The sequence below is a fragment of the Ralstonia psammae genome (assembly GCF_958405935.1).
GTDB lineage: Bacteria > Pseudomonadota > Gammaproteobacteria > Burkholderiales > Burkholderiaceae > Ralstonia > Ralstonia psammae.
In genome coordinates, this window is the sequence record NZ_CATZBU010000004.1 from 125,057 (window position 1) to 144,312 (window position 19,256).

The window sequence follows — 19,256 nt, forward strand, 5'->3', positions numbered from 1 at the left end:
CGGGTCAACCTGCCCCGGTCTAGCGACTCGCAGAATGGCTCAAGGGGTCGTCCTGCGCTGGCGCCACTTGCGCCGCAGCTTGATGCACACTGCCACCAACACCGCCAGCGCGATCCCCCACGGCAGCAGGTAGGCCACCGCTTCGATCACGCTCGCACTGGCGCGCACCAGCGCGGGCAGGAACTCACGGAACGCTTTGCCGATGGGCGCCCACAGGCTGCGCGCTGCCGTCTGCCGAGTGCTCAGGTCGATCGAGAGCACCTCGCGGTTCACGCGGTCCATCAGGTGCGTGTTCTGGCCGGTGGCGGCCTCCAGTTCCGATTGCGTTTCCGACAGCTTTTCTGCGATCAGGATCAGGTCTTCCACCTTGGTCGCCTTGCGCTGCAGGTCCAGCAGGCTCGCACGGTAGTTCTTCAGCATCTCCAGGCGCTTGCCGACTTCGGCAATCGGCTGGCCGAGGTCGTCCACGTGGGTGCCCTGGCTGACGACGCCACCGCTGTCAGCCAGGCGCTTGCGCACGGCACGGACGCCTTCGGGGCTGGCGCGCAGGTTCAGGTGTGCGGTGCCGCCGCGCTGGCCGCGTTCGAGCTGGATGCTGGCATCCATGACCGTGCAGTGCCACGTGGCCTCGTTCACGCAGGCGTCCTGCAGTTCGCGGTACAGGCGCTCCAGTTGCGGGGCATCGACTTCCAACGAGACGCGGTGTTCGTAGGCGAGAAAGCGCTGCTCGGTGCGCTCGGCCATCTTGGCGCTTTCCGCCGGCGCGGCAGCCATCATCGGGGGCGATACGCCGCCGCCGGGGCCGGATTCTTCTTTCTTATTGCAAGCGCTCAGGGACAGCGCGATCAGGAGCAGACCGAGGAATCGAGTCATGGGCAGATGAAACGGCGTTGGGTGGTACGCAAAGTCGGGGGCGGTGCGGCGCAGTCTAGCGCACACAGCTGAGCAGATCCCGTGAGCGTCGGGGCAAGAAAAAACGCCCGCCGGCGGAACCGGTCGGGCGTTTTTTTCAGCGTGCAACAGTGGTGTGTCAGACGCCTTGCGGGACTCCGCGCGGTGCGCGCTTGGGGCTGCGCACCTCGGTGTCTTCATGCACGTTGTCCACCTCAGCCAGATAGCGCGTGTGCCAGCCGCTGGCCACACCCCAGTGGTAGAAGAACAGCGAGAGTACCGCCACGATGCCCATGTCCCAGCCGTAGGGGATGTAGCCGTGGCCGCCGAACTCCGTACTGCCGCAGTACGACAGCGCGGCGATGGTCGGCAGGTAGGCGATCATCCACCATGCGCCCTTGAGTTCCGTCTTGAAGTCGGGCCAGCCGGCCTTGGCCTGGTAATAGAAGTACACGGGCAGTGCCACCAGCATCAGCACGATGATCTCGCCGGTCAGCGGCCACTTGGCCCAGTACAGGATGAGCGATGCGCACACAAATGCGAACGGCGCGATGAGCGAGAGACCCCGCAGACGCAGCGGACGATGCAGTTGCGGCGACGTGCGGCGCAGCGACATCACGCTGATCGGCCCCGTCAGGTACGAGATGACGGTCGCCACCGAAATGACGGCAGCCAGCGCGCCCCAGCCACGGAAGAAGAACAGGAAGATGAACGACACCGCCAGGTTGAACCACATGGCCGGACGCGACACGCCAAACAGCGGATGCACGCGGCCGAAGATCGCCGGCATGGTGTTGTTGCGCTCCATCGCGTAGATCATGCGCGTGGTGGTCGCCATATACGTGCTGCCGGTGCCCGAGGGGCTGACGAACGCGTCGATGTACAGCACGACAGCCAGCCAGTTCAGGTTCAGCGCAATCGCCAGCTGGGCGAACGGCGAGTGGAAATCAATGCCATGCCAGCCACCCACCAGCGACTCAGGCGGCACCGCACCCAGGAAGGCCACCTGCAGCGCCACGTAAATCACCGCGGCCAACAGGATCGAACCGATCACCGCGATGGGCACGTTACGGCCCGGGTTGCGCGCCTCGCCCGCGAGGTTGATCGGGCTCTGGAAACCGTTGAACGCGAACACGATGCCGCTGGTGGCAATGGCGGTCAGCACCGCAGACCAGCCGTACGGCGCAAAGCCCTGTCCTGCCACATTCGCGCCAGTGCTCACGCCAAAGTTGCCCGGGTGGAAGCCCGCTGCAACCAGCGCCACCGCAGTCGCGGCCGGAATGATGAACTTGAAGATCGTGATGGCGTTGTTCGCCTTGGCAAACACCTTCACGCCCCAGTAGTTCAGCAGGAAGTACACCACGACGAGCACCGCCGACAGCACCAGCCCAGGCGGCGTCAGCTCACCGTGCTGGAAGAGCGATTGCGCCCAGGGCCACGGCCAGCTGCTCATGTACTGGATGGACGCCTCGGCCTCGATGGGGATGACGGTGACAATGGCGATCCAGTTGGCCCAAGCGGCTACGAAGCCCACCAGCGAGCCATGCGAGTAGCGCGCATAGCGCACCATGCCGCCCGATTCCGGGAACATCGCGCCCAGTTCGGAATACGTCAGGGCAATCGCCAGGATGACGACGGCGCCGATGATCCAGGTGAAGATGGCAGCGGGGCCCGCTACCTTTGCAGCGTGGCCAGCGCCGAAGAGCCAGCCCGAACCGATGATCGAACCCAGCCCAGTCAACATCAGTGCCCAGGCGCCGAGATTGCGTTGTACGTTTTTTTCCAAGAGGAGTCTCCGCCCCGGCGAGTCGGAAGTTCGACAGGGCATCGCGGTTTGCTTACCAGTCCGCTTAGTTCTACCGAGGCGACGCTGTTTGGGCGCCGCCCGCCGTCCCATGTGGTGGGTGTCACCAGCCCAGGACATGCGTGTGCTGGATGACGCGTAGCATCAACCGCACCCGTCCGGCCGCGATGAAAGGCAAAACACGGTGTCTGCCTTCCGGGGGGATTCGCGTATAGTCATCGGCGACGTTGTGCGGGGTGCCGCACTTGCCGCCCGATTCCGGAGCCCGCAATGGGGCGCAATGATAGCGAAATCGTGGGCGGTTGCACCGCCTTTTTCATCGTTCCTCGCAGTTTTTTCTCCCCATGGAGTCATCTTTCGCCACTTCGGTTGCACCTGCGTCACCTGCGCAGTGGCACCGGCGCGTGCTGACGCTGGCGTTTCCCATCGTGCTGGCCAATTTGACCCAGCCGATCCTCTCGGCCGTGGATACGGCCGTGGCGGGGCATTTGCCGGGGCCGGAATACATCGGCGGCGTGGCGCTGGGCGGGGTGTTCTTCAACTTCGTGTTCTGGGGGTTTGGGTTCCTGCGCATGGGCACCACTGGGCTGGTGTCGCAGGCGCACGGCGCGGGCGACACGCAGGCGTTACGGGCGAGCGTGGTGCGCGCGCTGCTTCTGGCGTTTGCCATTGGAGCGGCATTGCTGGTGTTGCAGGTACCGGCCATCCGCATCACGCTGGCGCTGCTGGGCGCGAGCGAATCCGTGACCCGCATGGCCGAGGTGTATTGCCACACGCGAATCTGGTCGGCGCCGTTTGCGCTAGCCAACTATGTGGTGCTCGGCACGCTGCTCGGGCGCCAGCAGGTGCGGCGTGCGCTGCTGCTGCAGGTCTTGATCAACGCCGTGAACATGCTGGCGGTGCTGACCCTGGTGCTGGGTGCCGGCATGGGCGTTGGCGGTATTGGCGCGGCAACGGCGCTGGCCGATATTGCTGGGTTCGGGCTGGGCATGATGCTGCTCTGGCTGCAACGGCCGATGGGTTTGCCGCCGCTGACGCGCGCCGAATTGCTCGCCCGTGACGCCTGGCGCCGCCTGATGGGCCTGAACACCGACATCTTCCTGCGCACGCTTTGCCTCCTGGCCGCCTTCGGCTGGTTTGCCCACGCGGGCGCCAAGCAGGGCGATGTGGTGCTGGCGGCAAACGCGCTGCTGCTCAACTTCCTGACCTTCATGGCCTATGGGCTGGACGGCTTCGCGCACGCGGCCGAGGCGCTGGTGGGCGCTGCCATGGGCGCGCGGGACCGTGCCGCGCTGCGCATGGCGGTTCGCGTGTCGACGCTCTGGTCGGTGTTGGGAGCCGGGCTGTTTGCCGTGGTGTACGCGCTGGCAGGCGCGGGCATCATCGGCGTGCTGACCGATCAGACGGCAGTGCGCGAAGCCGCGCACCACTATCTGGTGTGGGCGGCGCTGCTGCCGATCGTGTCGGTGTGGGGCTTCCAATTTGACGGGGTGTTCATCGGCGCGACGCGCACGCGTGAACTGCTGGTGACAATGGCCGTGGCGGCTGCCGCGTTCTGGGGCCTGTCGGTCACGCTGCAGCCGCTGTGGGGCAACCACGGGCTGTGGCTGGCGATGCTGGGGTTTATGGCGTTGCGTGGGCTGATGCTCGGGATGCTGCTGCCGCGCGTGTGGCGCGCGCCTCAGTTGCAGGCAGCCTAGGCAGCGTCAACCTGCAACACTTACTGCTGCGCGTATTCCACCACCAGCAGCGCCGTCGCCACCGTCTTGCCGGCGTTTGAGATGGCGTGCTGCACATCCACCGGATAGCGCGCCGATTCCCCGTGCCGCACCTTCTTCTCACTCGGGCCGGATTGCACGGTCACCGTGCCGCTCAGCACAGAGATGTGCTCCTTCGAGCCCAGCTCGTGCGGCTCTGACGCCAGCACGCCGCCGGGCTGGATCGCCAATTCATACCATTCAAAGCGCGCCGCCAGGTCGACGGGGCCAAGAATCTTCAATTCGCACTTGCCATCCGGGCTTTTGATGACTGGGATGGAGTGAGCGGGAATGACCGTCACGGCGGGTGCCGCATCGGCTGCGCCTTCGGGCGAGAGGAAATCCGCCAGCCCCACGCCGAGCGCGGTGGCCAGGCGCCACAACACGGCGACGGTCGGATTGGCCAGATTGCGCTCGACCTGCGAGAGCATGGATTTGGACACGCCTGCGCGCCGCGACAGTTCATCGAGTGACAGCTTGCGCGCCTGGCGCAGCGTCTGCAGCTTGGCGCCCACGGCCGGGGGGCCGCCGGCGAGGACATCGGTGGCGGGGGCTTGTGCCATCGGTTGGTATCTTGTAAATTGAACGAATTATTCGATATATCGAACTTGTTCGATTTATCGATCAACGCAGTCTACAGGAGCAGCACCATGGGGACAACGCAAGCCAATGCTTCCACCGACGCCTTTTACGCGCACATCCGTCGCGAACTGGAGGCGATCGAGGAAGCCGGTCTCTACAAGACCGAGCGCATCATCACCTCGCCGCAGGGCGCCGTCATCCGCACGGCTGACGGCAAGGAGGTCATCAACCTGTGCGCCAACAACTACCTGGGATTGTCGTCGCACCCCGAGGTGCTGAAGGCTGCGCACGAGGCGCTCGATACGCATGGCTTTGGCCTCAGTTCGGTGCGCTTCATCTGCGGCACGCAGGACTTGCACAAGACGCTGGAAGCGCGGCTGGCGACGTTTCTCGGCACGGAAGACACCATCCTCTATGGCTCGGCGTTCGATGCCAATGGCGGGCTGTTCGAAACGCTGCTCGGAGCGGAAGACGCTGTCATCAGCGACGAGCTGAACCATGCGTCCATCATCGATGGCATTCGTCTGTGCAAGGCGCAGCGCTATCGCTACAAGCACAACGATCTCGACGATCTGCGCGCGCAACTGAAGGCAGCCGATGCGGCGGGTGCGCGCTTCAAGCTCGTCTTTACCGACGGCGTGTTCTCGATGGACGGCACCATCGCGCGGCTGGATGAAATCCGCGCCATCTGCGACGAGTTCGGTGCGCTGCTCGGCATTGACGAATGTCATGCCACGGGCTTCCTCGGCAAGCGCGGGCGCGGCTCGCACGAGCACCGGGGCGTGTTCGGCAAGATCGACATCATCACGGGCACGCTGGGCAAGGGCCTGGGCGGTGCGTCGGGCGGCTTCACGAGTGCGCGCAAGGAGGTGGTGGCACTGCTGCGCCAGCGCTCGCGGCCGTATCTGTTTTCGAACACCGTGGCGCCGTCCATTGTCGGGGCAACCATCAAGGTGCTCGATCTGCTGGAAGCCGACACCGCGCTGCGCGACAAGCTTGAAGAGAGCGCGCTGTATTTCCGCCGCAAGATCGTCGAGCTGGGTTTCGATATCAAGCCGGGCGACCACCCCATCGTGCCGATCATGGTGTACGACGCCCAGAAGGCGCAGGCGCTGTCCAAACGCCTGCTGGAGCTGGGCGTGTACGTGGTCGGCTTCTTCTACCCGGTGGTGCCCAAGGGGCAGGCGCGCATCCGCGTGCAGATCAGCGCGGTGCACGAGCGTACGCAACTCGATGCCGCGCTCAAGGCGTTTGAAACCGCCGGCAAGGAACTGGGGATTCTCCGATGAGCACAGGCACCAGCGCGAATTTTGGAACGGCGCCGCGCATCCTCATCATCGGCGCCAACGGGCAATTGGGAACGGAGCTGGCCGCCGCGCTGGCCGAGCGCTACGGCAACGGCAACGTCGTGACCAGCGACATGGTGCCCCGGGGCCGCCACCCGCAGATCCGCCACGAAACGCTGGATGTGACCGATCGCGGCCAGTTGCGCGAGATTATCGATCGCCACGGCATCACGCAGATCTATCACTTGGCGGCGGCGCTGTCGGCCGCCGCCGAGCAATCGCCCACGTGGGGCTGGCAGCTCAATATGAACGGCCTGCTGAACGTGCTGGAAGCGGCGCGCAATCATCAGCTTGAACGCATCTTCTGGCCCAGCTCGATTGCCGCGTTCGGGCCCACCACGCCTGCGGACAACACGCCGCAGAGCACGATCATGGAGCCCAAGACCGTCTACGGCATTTCCAAGCTGGCGGGCGAGGGCTGGTGCCGCTGGTATTTCGAGCACCACGGCGTGGATGTGCGCAGCCTGCGTTATCCGGGCCTGATCTCGTACAAGACCGCACCCGGCGGCGGCACGACCGACTACGCCATCGACATCTTTCATTCGGCCGTGAAGGGCGAGCGCTATACGTGCTTCCTTGAGCACGACGAGGCGCTCCCCATGATGTATATGCCCGACGCCGTGCGCGCCACCATCGAGTTGATGGAGGCGCCGGCCGAGCGCATCAGCGAGCGCGGCAGCTACAACCTGGCAGGCGTGAGCTTTACGCCGGAGCAACTGGCGGCGGAGATCCGCCGGCATTGTCCGTCGTTCGAGGTGGCGTACGCGCCGGATTTTCGCCAGCAGATCGCGGCCAGCTGGCCCAACTCCATCGACGATTCGGTTGCCCGGCGCGACTGGGGCTGGAAGCCCGAATACGGTCTGGCGGAGATGACGACAGACATGCTGCAGAACCTTGCGTACCTGGCCGCGCACCCCGCCTAGGCAGCGGTATAAGGGGAATTGCGGGCATACCACGGTGCTGTTTTCTGTTTCGCTTCGATCAGTTGTGTTCAACAATGCAGCATGGCCATCACTTCCCGTCCCTGCCGCATGCCTTCTTCGACGCCCGATCCCGCGCCGCGTCACCGTGACGACCCGCTGCCCGCCAAGCGCACGTGGTGGGTGCCGGTGCTGCGCACGTCGGTTGCCGCGGCCGTGGTAGCGGCCATTCCGCACACGTCGATCCAACTGCCCTTTGCCGATGGTGCCTGGATGCTGCATATGGCTGCCGGCCTCATCTTCATGGTGGGCGCCATCGACAGCCTGTTCCTCTTTGCCATGCGCCATAAGCCCTGAAGGGGCGCATCGGTCATCTGCACAGCGCCGCATCACCCGTGATGTGGCGCCTGCCGCGCTCGCTCGGTAAGTTTTAAAACAGGTTGTAAAAACGTTCAGTGGACAACCGACGGAATGATCGGTTTTCCATCACACGCCGCGAACTCGTAACTAAATCGTTACAGAAAACGCGTGAAATTGCGGCGTCGCACCAATCGATACCGCTGCCCGGTAATCCTTTGCCAGTGCCGGTTTCGGCCGCCTTCCGCACGCCCTCAGTTGTGCCGCAAGTGTAAGCAGATGTTGCGCTGCACGGACGTGGCCCGATGCTTGCTCTATGTCGTGCGGTCACTCTGCATGCGCAAGGCGGTTCCGCCTCATGCAGAACATGTTTTTCCAATAAGCGAATCCGGAACCGGATTGGTCCCCACGGTCCCCACGGTCCCCACGGCATTCGCACTTCGCTTCTCCAGCGCCGGCACATGGCCGGCGGCAGGGCGCTTCTCTCGGACGGTCCCGGGGTTTCGACGGTCATATGCGTGCTCGCCCGCAGCGGCTGGCCTGCGCGCGTTTGACCGGAATCGCTTCACAAGAAAACGAGGAAACCATGAAAGCAGTCCTGCTGGAGAATCATCCGTTGCTGCGAGCCGGGCTTGCGCAGTTGCTCGCGCATCCCACCCTCGGCCTGGAGGTCATTGCCCCGGCACTGCCTGCTGGCGTCCCGGGCAAACTGCCTGCTTGCGATGAACGAGCCGATCTGCTCGTCATCGGCTTGGACGAGGCTGATGGCCCGACCGACGCTGGCCAAAGCGCTGGCCAATTCGCTGCCCAATTGCGCGAGGCCATCGACACCAGCGAGGCCAGCCATGTGGTTCTGCTGGCCGCTAGCCTGTCTGTTGAAGAGGCGCACGTCGCCATGACGTGCGGTGTGGACGCCTACTGTGCCAAATCGCAATCGCCGGAGGTCTTGCTGGCCACGCTGCGGCTCGTGCTGGCGGGCGGCCAGTCGTATCCGGCACTGATGCCGCGTGCGGCCAATGCAGCCACGACGATGCTCTCGCTTGATGCATCGGAAGCGGCGCAGCGGCTGAATGTTTCGCTACGACAGTACGAAGTGCTGGTGCTGCTGTCGCGCGGCCACTCCGTCAAGGGCGTCGGTCGCCTGTTGGGCATTTCGGAAGCCACCGTCAAGACGCACGCGTGCACGCTGTATCGACGCCTGAACGTGCGCAACAAGAGCGAAGCGGTGTACGCCGCCATGCGCCTGGGTATTCCGCTGGAACTGCAGGGCGGGGCTGCCGCCACGACCAGCGCCGCATCTGCACAGACATCGGTCCAGGTGTCTGGCAATGCGGAACACGCAGACGTGTTCGTGCAAACCGCTGCACGCGGGCCGTATCCGCTCCAGGCCAGCACACCGGCCCGAGACGCGGTGATGGTGCCTTCCTCCCCCCAGCCGGGGGCGCCTGACCGGACCACCGCATCGGTGGCCGCATCGGGTGCTGAATCCGGTGCTGAATCGGGCGCGGAATCCCGTTGGGCCGCCATGACACGCGCCTTTGGGGGCGTGTCCGGCGTGACGCCTACCAAGCCGATGCGCGCCCCGGTGCGCACCGCCAACGGTACGGCGCGCCTCGGCTGACTCGGCCCGGGCAGCTTCTTCATGCAATGCGGATGACGTGCGCCCTGCACGCGCCGCCCACTGGACATGACAACAATGACAACCCACGAGCCCATCTCTTGGAGCCTGCCGGCCGAGCGCACCAGCGCGGCCGCGGCATGGCACCCTCGCCGCTGCGCTATTGCCGCTGCCACCGTTGTGGTGGTGGGCACGGTGCCGATGTGTGCGCAGGCTGCAATCGACGACGCTTCCAATGCGGCCACGCGCCGCTTGATCGACACGCAACTGGCCGACGCCGCAGCCAAGGGCCCGGCCACGTTTGCATCCGCCACCGTCATCGCTGGCGGTGATACCGTGCCGGCGTCTCCGGCGAGCACGCTGCTGGTTGCGCAGCAGGCGGTGCCGCCAGCCGATTCTTCGGTCACAACATCGCCCCCGGCAACCGCGCCGGCCGCCACATCGCCGATGCCAGCTGTTGAGGCGGCACCCCCGGCTGCTCCGCCATCGCCCACGGTGATCCTGCCGCCGGGCGCGCCTGCACCGGATGCGGCCGCTCAGGCCCCAGTCAGGCCTTTGGGCCCGAACGCTCAGGGTCCGGGCGCGCTTGAACCGCTACCGGTGTCGCCGGAAGCGGCCAATGCAGCGGCCACTCACGCCACCGGCAATGCGCCCGACAACGCGCCCGTCGGCCCGATGCCGACCGACCGCCAGGCATTTCACGACGAGGTCTTGCGCGAGTCGCGCGAGGGCGCTGCCACGCTGGCGCAAGAGCACCTGCGCCAGCACCCGGACTGGTTCAAGGAAAGCGAATCGTGGCACGTCGACCATGCCGCCGCCGCACAACGCATCCGCTGGGGGCGCCAGCAGTTGAAGGTCATCAACGGGCCGGAACGCTTCGTCATCATCGATCAGGCAGTGGCCGAGATCGAAGCGCTGCTCAAGAAGGTGCCCGATACGCCAGAGAACGCAGAGTTCCGCCAGGAGATCGTGGCGGACGAAGTGGTGGCACTGGCTTCGCGCGGTCGCATGAAAGACGCCGTCAAGCGCTACGAAGCCATGGCGCAGACGGGCAAGGTGCCGGCCTACACGCGTGTGGCCGCGGGGGATGCTTACGCGTATCTCGATACGCCTGACAAGGCTGCCGATGCGTACAGCCGTGCGCTCAAGGATGCGGGCCCCGGCGAGATCGAAACCGGCGACGTTCAGGAAGGCCTGTTCTACGCCATGCTGGATACGGGCCGCTTTGAAGACGCCCGCGCGCTGCTCGACAAGATGAAGGCCGACAACCCGGAATACGTGCGCCTGGCGCCGGAGGCCGGCACGCCAAATCCGGATTACTCGCGCATCAAACGTCTGGAAGCGCAGTACCTGATCCTGACGGGCCGCACGCACCAGGGCATTGCCGAGCTGGACAAGTGGCGCCACGAAGCACCGTTCGCCGCGTCGCTCGTCAGCGCACGTGCCGACGGCGCCATGGTGCAGACCGAGCCGTATCGCTCGCGCGACATGTACAAGACCGCGCTGGCTGAGCACCCGGATGACCTGAGCGTGGTGGCCGGTTATGGCCGCTCGTCGCTGGCGCTGGACGATCTGAAGACCGCCAAGGATGTCGCCAGCGGGCTGGACGAGCGCTTTCCGGAGAACGGCTCGGTGCGTGCGCTGCGCAAGGATCTGGACGTCTACCAGAGCCCGCAGCTCATCATTCAGTCGACGGCGGACAAGGGCAATTCGGTGTTCGCCAACAACGAGTACGGCATCGACACCAAGGCCTACACCGGGCCGTTTGCCGATCACTATCGCCTGTTCTTCCACAACTTTGCGGGCCGCGCGCAGTTTGACGGCGCATCGCAGAGCCGCGTGCGCAACGGCGCTGGCCTGCAGTGGTTCGACACCGGTGTCGAGGTGAACGGCGAGGTGCACCAGTCCGTGGGCGCGGCCGGCAAGACGGGCGGCACCCTGGATGCGACGTGGGTCCCGAGCGATCACTGGAAGGTGTCGGGCATGGTCACGAATGATGACCTTGAAGTGCCCTACAAGGCGTACCAGGTGGGCGTGACCGGCAAGACCGTCAGCGGAAACGTGCGCTACACGTGGGATGAAACGCGCTACGCATCCCTCACGTACGGCGTGTCGCGTTACACCGACGACAACCTGCGCAAGCGCTGGGCCGCGAATTTCTATCAGCAGGTCTTTACGTCGCCGCGCCACACGGTGGGCGTGCTGTTCGGTGCCGACACGAGCACCAACACCATGACCGGCCTGAACTACTTCACGCCGTCACGCGACTACAGCGGCCAGGCCACGGCCATCTGGTCGTGGACGCCCTGGCGCTATGCCGACAAGTCGTTCACGCAGCGCTTGTACCTGACCGGCGGCATGTACAACCAGCAGTCGTTCGGCAACAGCCCGATGTACGAAGCGCGGCTCGAGCACGTGTGGCAGATCAGTCGCAAGACGCAGGTGTCTTACGGCATCGGCTTTGGGCGCCATCGTTACGACGGCCAGCCCGAGAACCGCAAGTTCCTGTACCTGAACCTCAACATTCCGCTGTGATGGCGCTCATGCCCATGCAAGATTCCCGACTACCTTCGTTGCGACGATTCATCACCTGGATGGCACCGAGGATGGCGCTGGCCCTGATGTTGGCCTTGCTTGCTGCCGTTCGCCCAGCCGCCGCCGTCCAGGTGGACTTCCTGCCAAAGCCTGATCCGGAGGACGGCAAGACCTTCCGCGTGCTGTGCTTTCACGACATCCGTGACAATCTGCGCGCCAGTTTCGAGACGTTGCCCGACGGGTTTGCCGTCGACACCAAGATGCTGACGAACATGTTCAGCTGGATCCAGGCCAACGGCTACCACCCGGTCACCCTCGCGCAGATTGACGAGGCGCGCCATGGCGGCAAGCCGCTGCCCAAGCGCCCGATCCTGCTGACGTTCGATGACGGCTATGAAAGCCACTACACGAAGGTCTTCCCGTTGCTCAAGCAGTTCCGCTTCCCGGCCGTGTTCGGTCTGGTGACGGAGTGGACCAACGCGCCCCCGGGGGCCAAGGTCAAGCTGTCGGACAAGCAGATCGTTCCGCGGGACTTCTTCATGAACTGGAACCAGATCCGCGAGATGCAGGCCTCGGGCCTGGCAGAGTTCGCCACCCACACGCAGGACATGCACCACGGTGCGCTGGGCAACCCGCAGGGCAACGAGATGCCGGCAGCCAGCACGCACCAATACCTGCGCAATCTCGGCCGGTATGAAACCGATGACGAGTACCGCAAACGCGTGCGCGACGATCTGCAACGCAGCATCGCCATCATTGAGAAGAACGTGGGCACCAAGGTGCAGACCGTGGTGTGGCCGTACGGTGCGCACAACTTGATGCTCGACCAGGAAGCCGCCAACGTGGGCCTGAAGTACATGCTCACGCTGGAGCCGGGCCCGAACACGCCTGACGTGCCCCTGACCGCCATCCGCCGGAGCCTGATGGGCTACGACACCAACACCGGCGATCTTGAGCGCTCGCTGCGCGAGCCCGTGACCCACCACGGCGAGATCAACCCCGTGCAGCGCGTGGTGCAGGTCGACATGGACTACATCTACGACCCGGACCCGAAACAGCAGGAAGCCAACCTCGGCAAGCTGATCGACCGTATCAAGGACCTCGCGCCGCGCGTGGTCTACCTGCAGGCCTTTGCCGATCCGAAGGGCAACGGCGCGGTGGATGCGGTGTACTTCCCGAACCGCCACATGCCGATGCGTGCAGACCTGTTCTCGCGGGTGTCGTGGCAGTTGAAGACGCGCGCCAAGGTCGAGGTGTACGCATGGCTGCCGATGCTGTCGTTCAAGCTGCCGGCCAACAATCCGGCGGCCACGCACCTGGTGCAGTCGTTGCCGGGGGCTGCGCAGAAGCCGGGCACGGTCAAGCCGCCGCGACTGTCGCCGTTCGATCCGCAGGCGCGCCAGATGATCAGCGACATCTATGAAGACCTGGCCAAGAACGCCACCATCGACGGCATCCTCTTCCACGACGACGGCGTACTCGACGACTACGAAGATGCCAGCCCCGCCGCGCTCAAGGCCTACGAGGCCATGGGCCTGCCGGGTGACATCAACAAGATCCGCCAGTCGCCCGAGCTGATGCAGAAGTGGACGCGGGCCAAGACTGCTGCGCTGATCTCGTTCTCGAAAGAGCTGATCTCGGTGGCGCAGGGCTATCAGAACGGCCGCGACATGCTGACGGCGCGCAACATCTTTTCGGGGCCGGTGCTTGATCCGAAGGCCGAGGCCTGGACGGCGCAGAACTATGACGACTTCCTGGAGGCGTACGACTACGTGGCGCTCGAAGCCATGCCGTACATGGAAGAAGCCAAGGATCCGAAGGACTGGATGAAGAAGCTGACTGCCGCGGTGGCCAAGCACAAGGGCGGCCTGAAGAAGACCATCTTCGAGCTGCAGGCGGTGGACTGGCGCAATCAGGACAGGCCGATCCCGACGACCGAACTGCGTGACCAGATGCGTGCGCTGCGCACGGCAGGTGCCCTCAACTACGGCTACTACCCGGACGACTTCATTGCTGGCCGGCCCGATACCGAGGTGCTGCGTGATGTGATGTCGCTCAAGACGTATATCGAGACACGCAAGCCGCCAGGCGGCGATAAGGGCAGCGTCGAGAAGCTTGACAACAGTGCTCTGCCGCAGAGCCAGCCGCCGAATGCCGGTGCGGACAAGCAGCCCGCGACGACCGAAGCGGCAGCGCCGTCCCGCGCCAACAAGGCGGGAGGCTGAGATGGTGGACGCACTCATCGCCAAGCGCTGGATCTCGGGCTTCGTCTTCTACTACCCGTTCTTCATGTCGTATTTCTGGATGATCGGCGGGCTGCTGCATTACTTCTTGCTCGAACGGGGCACGCAGAACGTGCGGCATCCGCTGGCGCTCCTCGGGGTGAAGAGCTACCCCAAGGTGTCGATCATCGTGCCTTGCTATAACGAAGAGGCCAATGTGCGCGAGGTGATCAGCCACCTTGCACGCATGCGCTATCCGAACTACGACATCATCGCCGTGAACGACGGCAGCTCCGACCGCACCGGCGAGCGCCTCAACGAACTGGCGGCGGAATACCCGCAACTGGTGGTGATCCACCAGTCGTCCAACCAGGGCAAGGCGATTGGCCTCACCACGGCCGCGCAGGTGACCGACGCCGAGTACCTGATGTGCATTGATGGCGATTCGATCCTGGATGTGGATGCGATTGCCTGGATGATCCGACACCTGATGGAGAACCCGACCATTGGCGCGGTGACGGGCAACCCGCGCATCCGCACGCGTTCCACCTTGCTGGGGCGCATGCAGGTGGGTGAGTTCTCGTCGATCGTGGGCCTCATCAAGCGAACGCAGCAGGTGTACGGCCGGTTGCTCACGGTGTCGGGCGTGGTGGTGATGTTCCGCAAGCAAGCCATTGAAGATGTCGGCTACTGGAGTAGCGACATGCTCACCGAAGACATCGACATCAGCTGGAAGCTGCAGGTGGGTGGCTGGATGATCCGCTACGAGCCGCGCGCGCTGTCGTGGATCCTGATGCCCGAGACCTTCCGCGGCCTGTACAAGCAGCGCCTGCGCTGGGCCAAGGGCGGCATCCAGGCGCTGTTCAAGTACGCACCGGCCATGCTGAGCCTGCGGCAATCGATGATGTGGCCGATCTTCTTTGAGTACGCGCTGTCGGTGGTGTGGGCGTACAGCATGCTGCTCGTCATCTCGTGGTCAGTGCTCGGCTTCTTCGTCAGCCTGCCGCCCGATTGGCGCATGGAAGCCTTCCCACGCTGGCACGGCACGCTGCTCTTCATCACGTGCGTGCTGCAGTTGCTGATCGGCTGCTTTATCGACCGGCGCTACGACGACAACATCCTGCGCTACTTCATCGACACGGTCTGGTATCCGGTTGCGTTCTGGATTCTGAACCTTGTCACCACGGTGGTCGGCTTTCCGGCCGTCGCCTTCCAGCGTACGCGTGCGCGTGCCCGCTGGACCAGCCCTGACCGGGGCATACAACAACAGGGGAATTCGCCATGACCATGCTCGTCATTGATGTTTCACGAAACTCGATCCGGCAGTCGTTTTCGGACAAGGGCGTTTTCGGCACCGTGCACCACGTGCTGTGGTTCCGCATCTTCCGGCCGGTCCTCGTGATCTCGATCTGGGCCCTGCTGGGCCTGTACGTGGGGTACTCCATCAGCAGCGTCGGCCCGAGCGGCCTGCCGTTCGAGCAACTGCGCATGTACGGCAACATCATCGCCGGCATGGGCGGCGTGCTCGTGGTGTGGATGGTCCTGTCGCGGCTGGACCGCGCCATCCGCCGCGGGATGGCGCGTACGCCGGCTGCAGCCGCTCAAGCTTCCGCCCGCGCATCGCGTGCGGCGTTGCATGCGCAGCAACCCGCCTGGCATCGCCCGCGCAACACGCGCCTGCTGGTGGTCGATCACGACGATGACGGCGATATTACCCATGTGCGCTCGTGGCAGGAGTGGGCGGGCCGCCCGGCACCTGCAGGCACCGCCACGCCCCCCACGCCGTTTAACCGCAGCCCGGAATACGACCCGGAAGAGCCGGTACTGGGCTCTCGCCCCGTCAGCGAAGCGATCGTGCTGAAGAAGAACATGGGCCGCGAAGAGCCCTCGCTGGCACGCGTTGATGCACCTGCACAGCAACCGCGCGACGTAGTGAAGGCCGTGGATGCGGTGACGGCCGATGCCGCGGGCTTCCATCGCTTTGGCTATCGCGGCCGCTTGGGCCGTAACGATTGGGTCGAGCCGCAATCGCCCCAATCGTCCCAATCGCCGCAATCGCCGGCCCAGACGTATGCGATGCGCCCGGGCATGGCCCGTCACTATGGCAGCGTGACGGCCATGGTGCATGGTCGTGCTGCAGTGCAAGCAGCGGACCGGGTGACGGAACGCCATCGCGCGCTGCATGCGTTTGGTGCGCATGCACAACTGGAGGATCCGTACGCGCGACTCCAGCGCGTTGAGCGCGTTGACCCGCTGCACGGCTTCGGCCGCCGCGCCAACATCGTCGCCGACGACGTGTAAGGCTGCTCCAGATTGCGGCGCTCAGCGCCCCGGTGATGCGAGTCACCGGGGCGCATTCTTTTGCGCAATTGATTTAGCGCAAATAGACGAGGGCGGACTTCTCCGCCTTGCGCAATCGTTGCCGCCCGTGCGCAGTACAGCACGCCAAACGGTTGGCGCACCATCATCGACCCTGGGGTCGGAGAGCTAGGCGCACGAGGCACGGGATTTGCCCTCTTGAATGCCGCTGCGGGCATGCCTATGCTGGCTTCTCCTGCAAGCCCAGTTGCTTCTCTCTCGGTGTTCTCGGCGGCTCTTGCAGTGCTCATGGTGTCAGTGAAAAAACCAAGCCCACCCCCCGTCACGGTTGCATACCGTGGCCAACAGAAAAGCTGGAGCCAACCGTGCTGAGTCCCCATGAATTTGCCGTTCTGCTGCTCGTCAACGACGGTGCCGAATCCGACGATCTGGATCGCGCCGATGTGGAAGCGCTCATCGAGCGACAGCTCGTCACGCTGGAGCGCCGTGGCCCCGACCACTGCTATGCCCGGGTAACCCTGCAGGGCTACATCCTGCTCAAGGCTTCCGGACACGTTCGCCCCAGCGGCCGCCGCGCGGTGGCCGCGTCTCACTAGTCAGTTCTTCCTTATTGCACTGCAACCGGTCGCTGCCGGAGCGCAAAGCTCAGGCGGCGGGTGACGTGCCCGCGTCAGCGGACCTTGGCGCCCGAGGGCTCGCACATGGCAACGCCAGCGAGCCGGGCGTCATCCCACACGGATCTTTTCAAACCTGCCCGCCAGATACTCCACGAACAGCCGGATGCGCGATGAGAGCTGATGGCGCTGGTGGTACACGGCGTAGATGTCTGCCTCGGGCGTTGCGTATTGCGGCAGCACCTGCACGAGCCGACCGCTCTTGAGGTAGCGCTCGATATCCCACTCGGCGCGCATGACGATGCCGTGCCCTTCCAACGCCCAGCTCACTGCGATCTCGCCGTCATTGGTGGTGAGGTTGCCGCGTACGTGCACGGATTCCGTCCGGCGCTTGGCCCCCTTGCCTGACGTCAGCCGCCACACGCCATAGGCATCGCTGCCCTGGCGGATGCCGATGCAGTTGTGGCGCGCCAGCTCCACCGGCGTGACGGGTGTGCCGTGCTCGCGCAGGTAGGTGGGCGAGGCGCAGAGCAGGCGTCGGTTGGATGCAACCTTGCGCGCGATGATGCGCGCGTCGGGCGGCACCCCAAAGCGCACGCACACATCGAACAGGTCCTCATTCAGCGGCGGCGGATCCGCGGAGAGCTGCAGTTGCACGTCCACGTCCGGATAGGCCTTCACGTATTCCGAGATGACCGGCGCTATATGCATGCGTCCGAAGCCGAGCGTGGCATTCACGCGCAGCAGGCCGCTGGGGCGCCCCTTGGCTTGCGTGAGCAGTTGGTCCAGATCGTCGATCTCGCCCAGGATGCGGCGCGCCCGTTCCAGAAAGACCTCGCCTTCGGAAGTGAGGCTCATCCGCCGGGTGGTGCGCGTAACGAGCGGCATGCCGATACGCGCTTCCATCTGCGTCAGCCGCTTGCTGACGGCGGGCGTGGTGATGCCCAGGTTGCGCGCCGCCGCACTCAGGCTGCCGGCAGTGGCCAGCGCCACGAAAAAGCCAAGTTCTGCGGGTTGGACGCCAGGAGCCGACACCGTTCTACCTTTAACTCACAGTTAAGAATGGATTAACTTTAGAGCCGATCCGCAACCGTGTCCACGCCTGAGAATCGCAGCACACCCCACGGCGACTCGCAGCCGTTCCCCTCAGGAGACACCCCCATGAAGACCGCAGTGAAGACATACAGCATTGCAACCATCCCCGGCGACGGCATTGGCAAGGAAGTCGTGCCGGCCGGTCGGGAGGTCATGGAAGCGCTGGCTGCCGCAGGCACCGGCTTCCGCTTCGAATTCGAGAACTTCGATTGGGGTGGCGACTACTACCGCCAGCACGGCGTGATGATGCCGGAGGACGGCCTGAACGCCCTGCGCCACAAGGACGCCATCCTGTTTGGCTCCGCCGGCGATGCGCAGATCCCCGACCACATCACGCTGTGGGGCCTGCGCCTGAAGATCTGCCAGGGCTTCGACCAATACGCCAACGTGCGCCCGACGCGCATTCTCCCCGGCATCGATGCGCCGCTCAAACGCTGTGGCCCGAAAGACCTCGACTGGGTGATCGTGCGCGAAAACTCCGAAGGCGAATACTCCGGCGTGGGCGGCCGCGTGCACCAGGGCCACCCGATCGAGGCCGCCACCGATGTGTCGATGATGACCCGCGCTGGCGTCGAACGCATCATGCGCTTCGCCTTCAAGCTCGCACAGTCGCGTCCGCGCAAGCTGCTGACCGTCATCACCAAGTCCAATGCGCAGCGTCACGCCATGGTGATGTGGGACGAGATCGCCGTGCAGATCGCCAAGGAATTCCCCGATGTGAAATGGGACAAGGAACTGGTGGACGCCGCCACGGCCCGTATGGTCAACCGCCCGGCTACGCTCGACACCATCGTCGCCACCAACCTGCATGCCGACATCCTGAGCGATCTGGCCGCCGCGCTGGCGGGCAGCCTGGGCATCGCGCCCACCGGCAACATCGACCCCGAGCGCCGCTACCCGTCGATGTTCGAGCCGATCCATGGTTCTGCCTTCGACATCATGGGCAAGGGCCTGGCCAACCCGGTCGGTACCTTCTGGTCGGTCGTCATGCTGCTCGAACACCTCGGTGAGACCGAAGCCGCGCGTCAACTCATGGCCGCCATTGAAGCGGTGACGGGCAACCCCGCGCTGCACACCGGCGATTTGGGCGGCAAGGCCACCACTGTGCAGGTGACCAAAGCGGTCTGCGAATACCTCGCTACGAACCGACAGGCCAAAGCCGCCTGATAGCAGGGTGGGCCAGGAAGACACCCTGG

15 protein-coding genes are annotated in these 19,256 nt (G+C 64.8%); 11 read left to right on the forward strand and 4 right to left on the reverse strand.

Annotated elements, in window-relative coordinates; all coding sequences use genetic code 11:
- Positions 1 to 39 precede the first annotated feature (39 nt).
- On the reverse strand, positions 40 to 873 hold the full coding sequence (locus tag R2N16_RS10125) for a DUF4349 domain-containing protein (RefSeq protein WP_316665547.1): 834 nt from the start codon (positions 871 to 873) through the stop codon (positions 40 to 42).
- Between the two features lie 157 nt (positions 874 to 1,030).
- On the reverse strand, positions 1,031 to 2,677 hold the full coding sequence (locus tag R2N16_RS10130; protein WP_316665548.1) for an APC family permease: 1,647 nt from the start codon (positions 2,675 to 2,677) through the stop codon (positions 1,031 to 1,033).
- 362 nt (positions 2,678 to 3,039) lie between these two features.
- On the opposite strand from R2N16_RS10130, the gene R2N16_RS10135 reads away from it, so the two are divergent.
- Positions 3,040 to 4,395, forward strand: coding sequence for an MATE family efflux transporter (locus R2N16_RS10135; RefSeq protein WP_316665549.1), 1,356 nt, complete (start codon positions 3,040 to 3,042; stop codon positions 4,393 to 4,395).
- 20 nt (positions 4,396 to 4,415) lie between these two features.
- On the opposite strand, the gene R2N16_RS10140 is transcribed toward R2N16_RS10135, so the two are convergent.
- Positions 4,416 to 5,015, reverse strand: a complete 600-nt coding sequence (locus R2N16_RS10140) for a helix-turn-helix domain-containing protein (RefSeq protein WP_316665550.1) — start codon at positions 5,013 to 5,015, stop codon at positions 4,416 to 4,418.
- 87 nt (positions 5,016 to 5,102) lie between these two features.
- Here R2N16_RS10140 and kbl point away from each other — a divergent pair, with 87 nt between their 5' ends.
- The 9 genes from kbl (at position 5,103) to R2N16_RS10185 (ending at position 16,947) form a co-directional block, all read left to right on the forward strand.
- Positions 5,103 to 6,323 carry a glycine C-acetyltransferase gene (gene kbl, locus R2N16_RS10145; RefSeq protein WP_316665551.1) on the forward strand — a complete coding sequence of 407 codons (1,221 nt, stop codon included), beginning with the start codon at positions 5,103 to 5,105 and terminating at the stop codon, positions 6,321 to 6,323.
- The gene (locus R2N16_RS10150; RefSeq protein WP_316665552.1) at positions 6,320 to 7,303 is read left to right on the forward strand and encodes an NAD-dependent epimerase/dehydratase family protein; all 984 of its coding nucleotides are present in this window, start codon (positions 6,320 to 6,322) and stop codon (positions 7,301 to 7,303) included. Before kbl ends, R2N16_RS10150 begins: the two co-directional genes overlap by 4 nt.
- A 108-nt stretch (positions 7,304 to 7,411) precedes the next feature.
- Positions 7,412 to 7,657: a hypothetical protein gene (locus R2N16_RS10155; protein WP_316665553.1), complete on the forward strand. Its 246-nt coding sequence runs from the start codon at positions 7,412 to 7,414 to the stop codon at positions 7,655 to 7,657.
- Positions 7,658 to 8,243: 586 nt separating this feature from the next.
- Positions 8,244 to 9,278, forward strand: coding sequence for a LuxR C-terminal-related transcriptional regulator (locus tag R2N16_RS10160; protein WP_316665554.1), 1,035 nt, complete (start codon positions 8,244 to 8,246; stop codon positions 9,276 to 9,278).
- A gap of 75 nt (positions 9,279 to 9,353) precedes the next feature.
- Positions 9,354 to 11,810 (forward strand): poly-beta-1,6 N-acetyl-D-glucosamine export porin PgaA, encoded by a 2,457-nt coding sequence (pgaA, locus tag R2N16_RS10165; protein ID WP_316665555.1) that lies wholly within the window; start codon positions 9,354 to 9,356, stop codon positions 11,808 to 11,810.
- A 71-nt stretch (positions 11,811 to 11,881) separates the two neighbouring features.
- A complete protein-coding gene (gene pgaB, locus R2N16_RS10170) occupies positions 11,882 to 14,035 on the forward strand; it encodes a poly-beta-1,6-N-acetyl-D-glucosamine N-deacetylase PgaB (protein ID WP_316665925.1) in 2,154 nt (717 codons plus the stop codon).
- Between the two features lies 1 nt (position 14,036).
- A complete protein-coding gene (pgaC, locus tag R2N16_RS10175) occupies positions 14,037 to 15,317 on the forward strand; it encodes a poly-beta-1,6-N-acetyl-D-glucosamine synthase (RefSeq protein ID WP_316665556.1) in 1,281 nt (426 codons plus the stop codon).
- The gene (locus R2N16_RS10180) at positions 15,314 to 16,333 is read left to right on the forward strand and encodes a poly-beta-1,6-N-acetyl-D-glucosamine biosynthesis protein PgaD (RefSeq protein WP_316665557.1); all 1,020 of its coding nucleotides are present in this window, start codon (positions 15,314 to 15,316) and stop codon (positions 16,331 to 16,333) included. Before pgaC ends, R2N16_RS10180 begins: the two co-directional genes overlap by 4 nt.
- A 383-nt stretch (positions 16,334 to 16,716) precedes the next feature.
- Positions 16,717 to 16,947 carry a hypothetical protein gene (locus R2N16_RS10185; RefSeq protein WP_316665558.1) on the forward strand — a complete coding sequence of 77 codons (231 nt, stop codon included), beginning with the start codon at positions 16,717 to 16,719 and terminating at the stop codon, positions 16,945 to 16,947.
- A 129-nt stretch (positions 16,948 to 17,076) separates the two neighbouring features.
- On the opposite strand, the gene R2N16_RS10190 is transcribed toward R2N16_RS10185, so the two are convergent.
- Entirely contained in the window at positions 17,077 to 18,000 is a 924-nt protein-coding gene (locus tag R2N16_RS10190; protein WP_316665559.1) for a LysR family transcriptional regulator, read from the reverse strand.
- Between the two features lie 138 nt (positions 18,001 to 18,138).
- Between R2N16_RS10190 and R2N16_RS10195 the strand changes: the two genes are divergently transcribed.
- On the forward strand, positions 18,139 to 19,227 hold the full coding sequence (locus tag R2N16_RS10195; protein ID WP_316665926.1) for a tartrate dehydrogenase: 1,089 nt from the start codon (positions 18,139 to 18,141) through the stop codon (positions 19,225 to 19,227).
- The last annotated feature ends 29 nt before the right edge of the window (positions 19,228 to 19,256 follow it).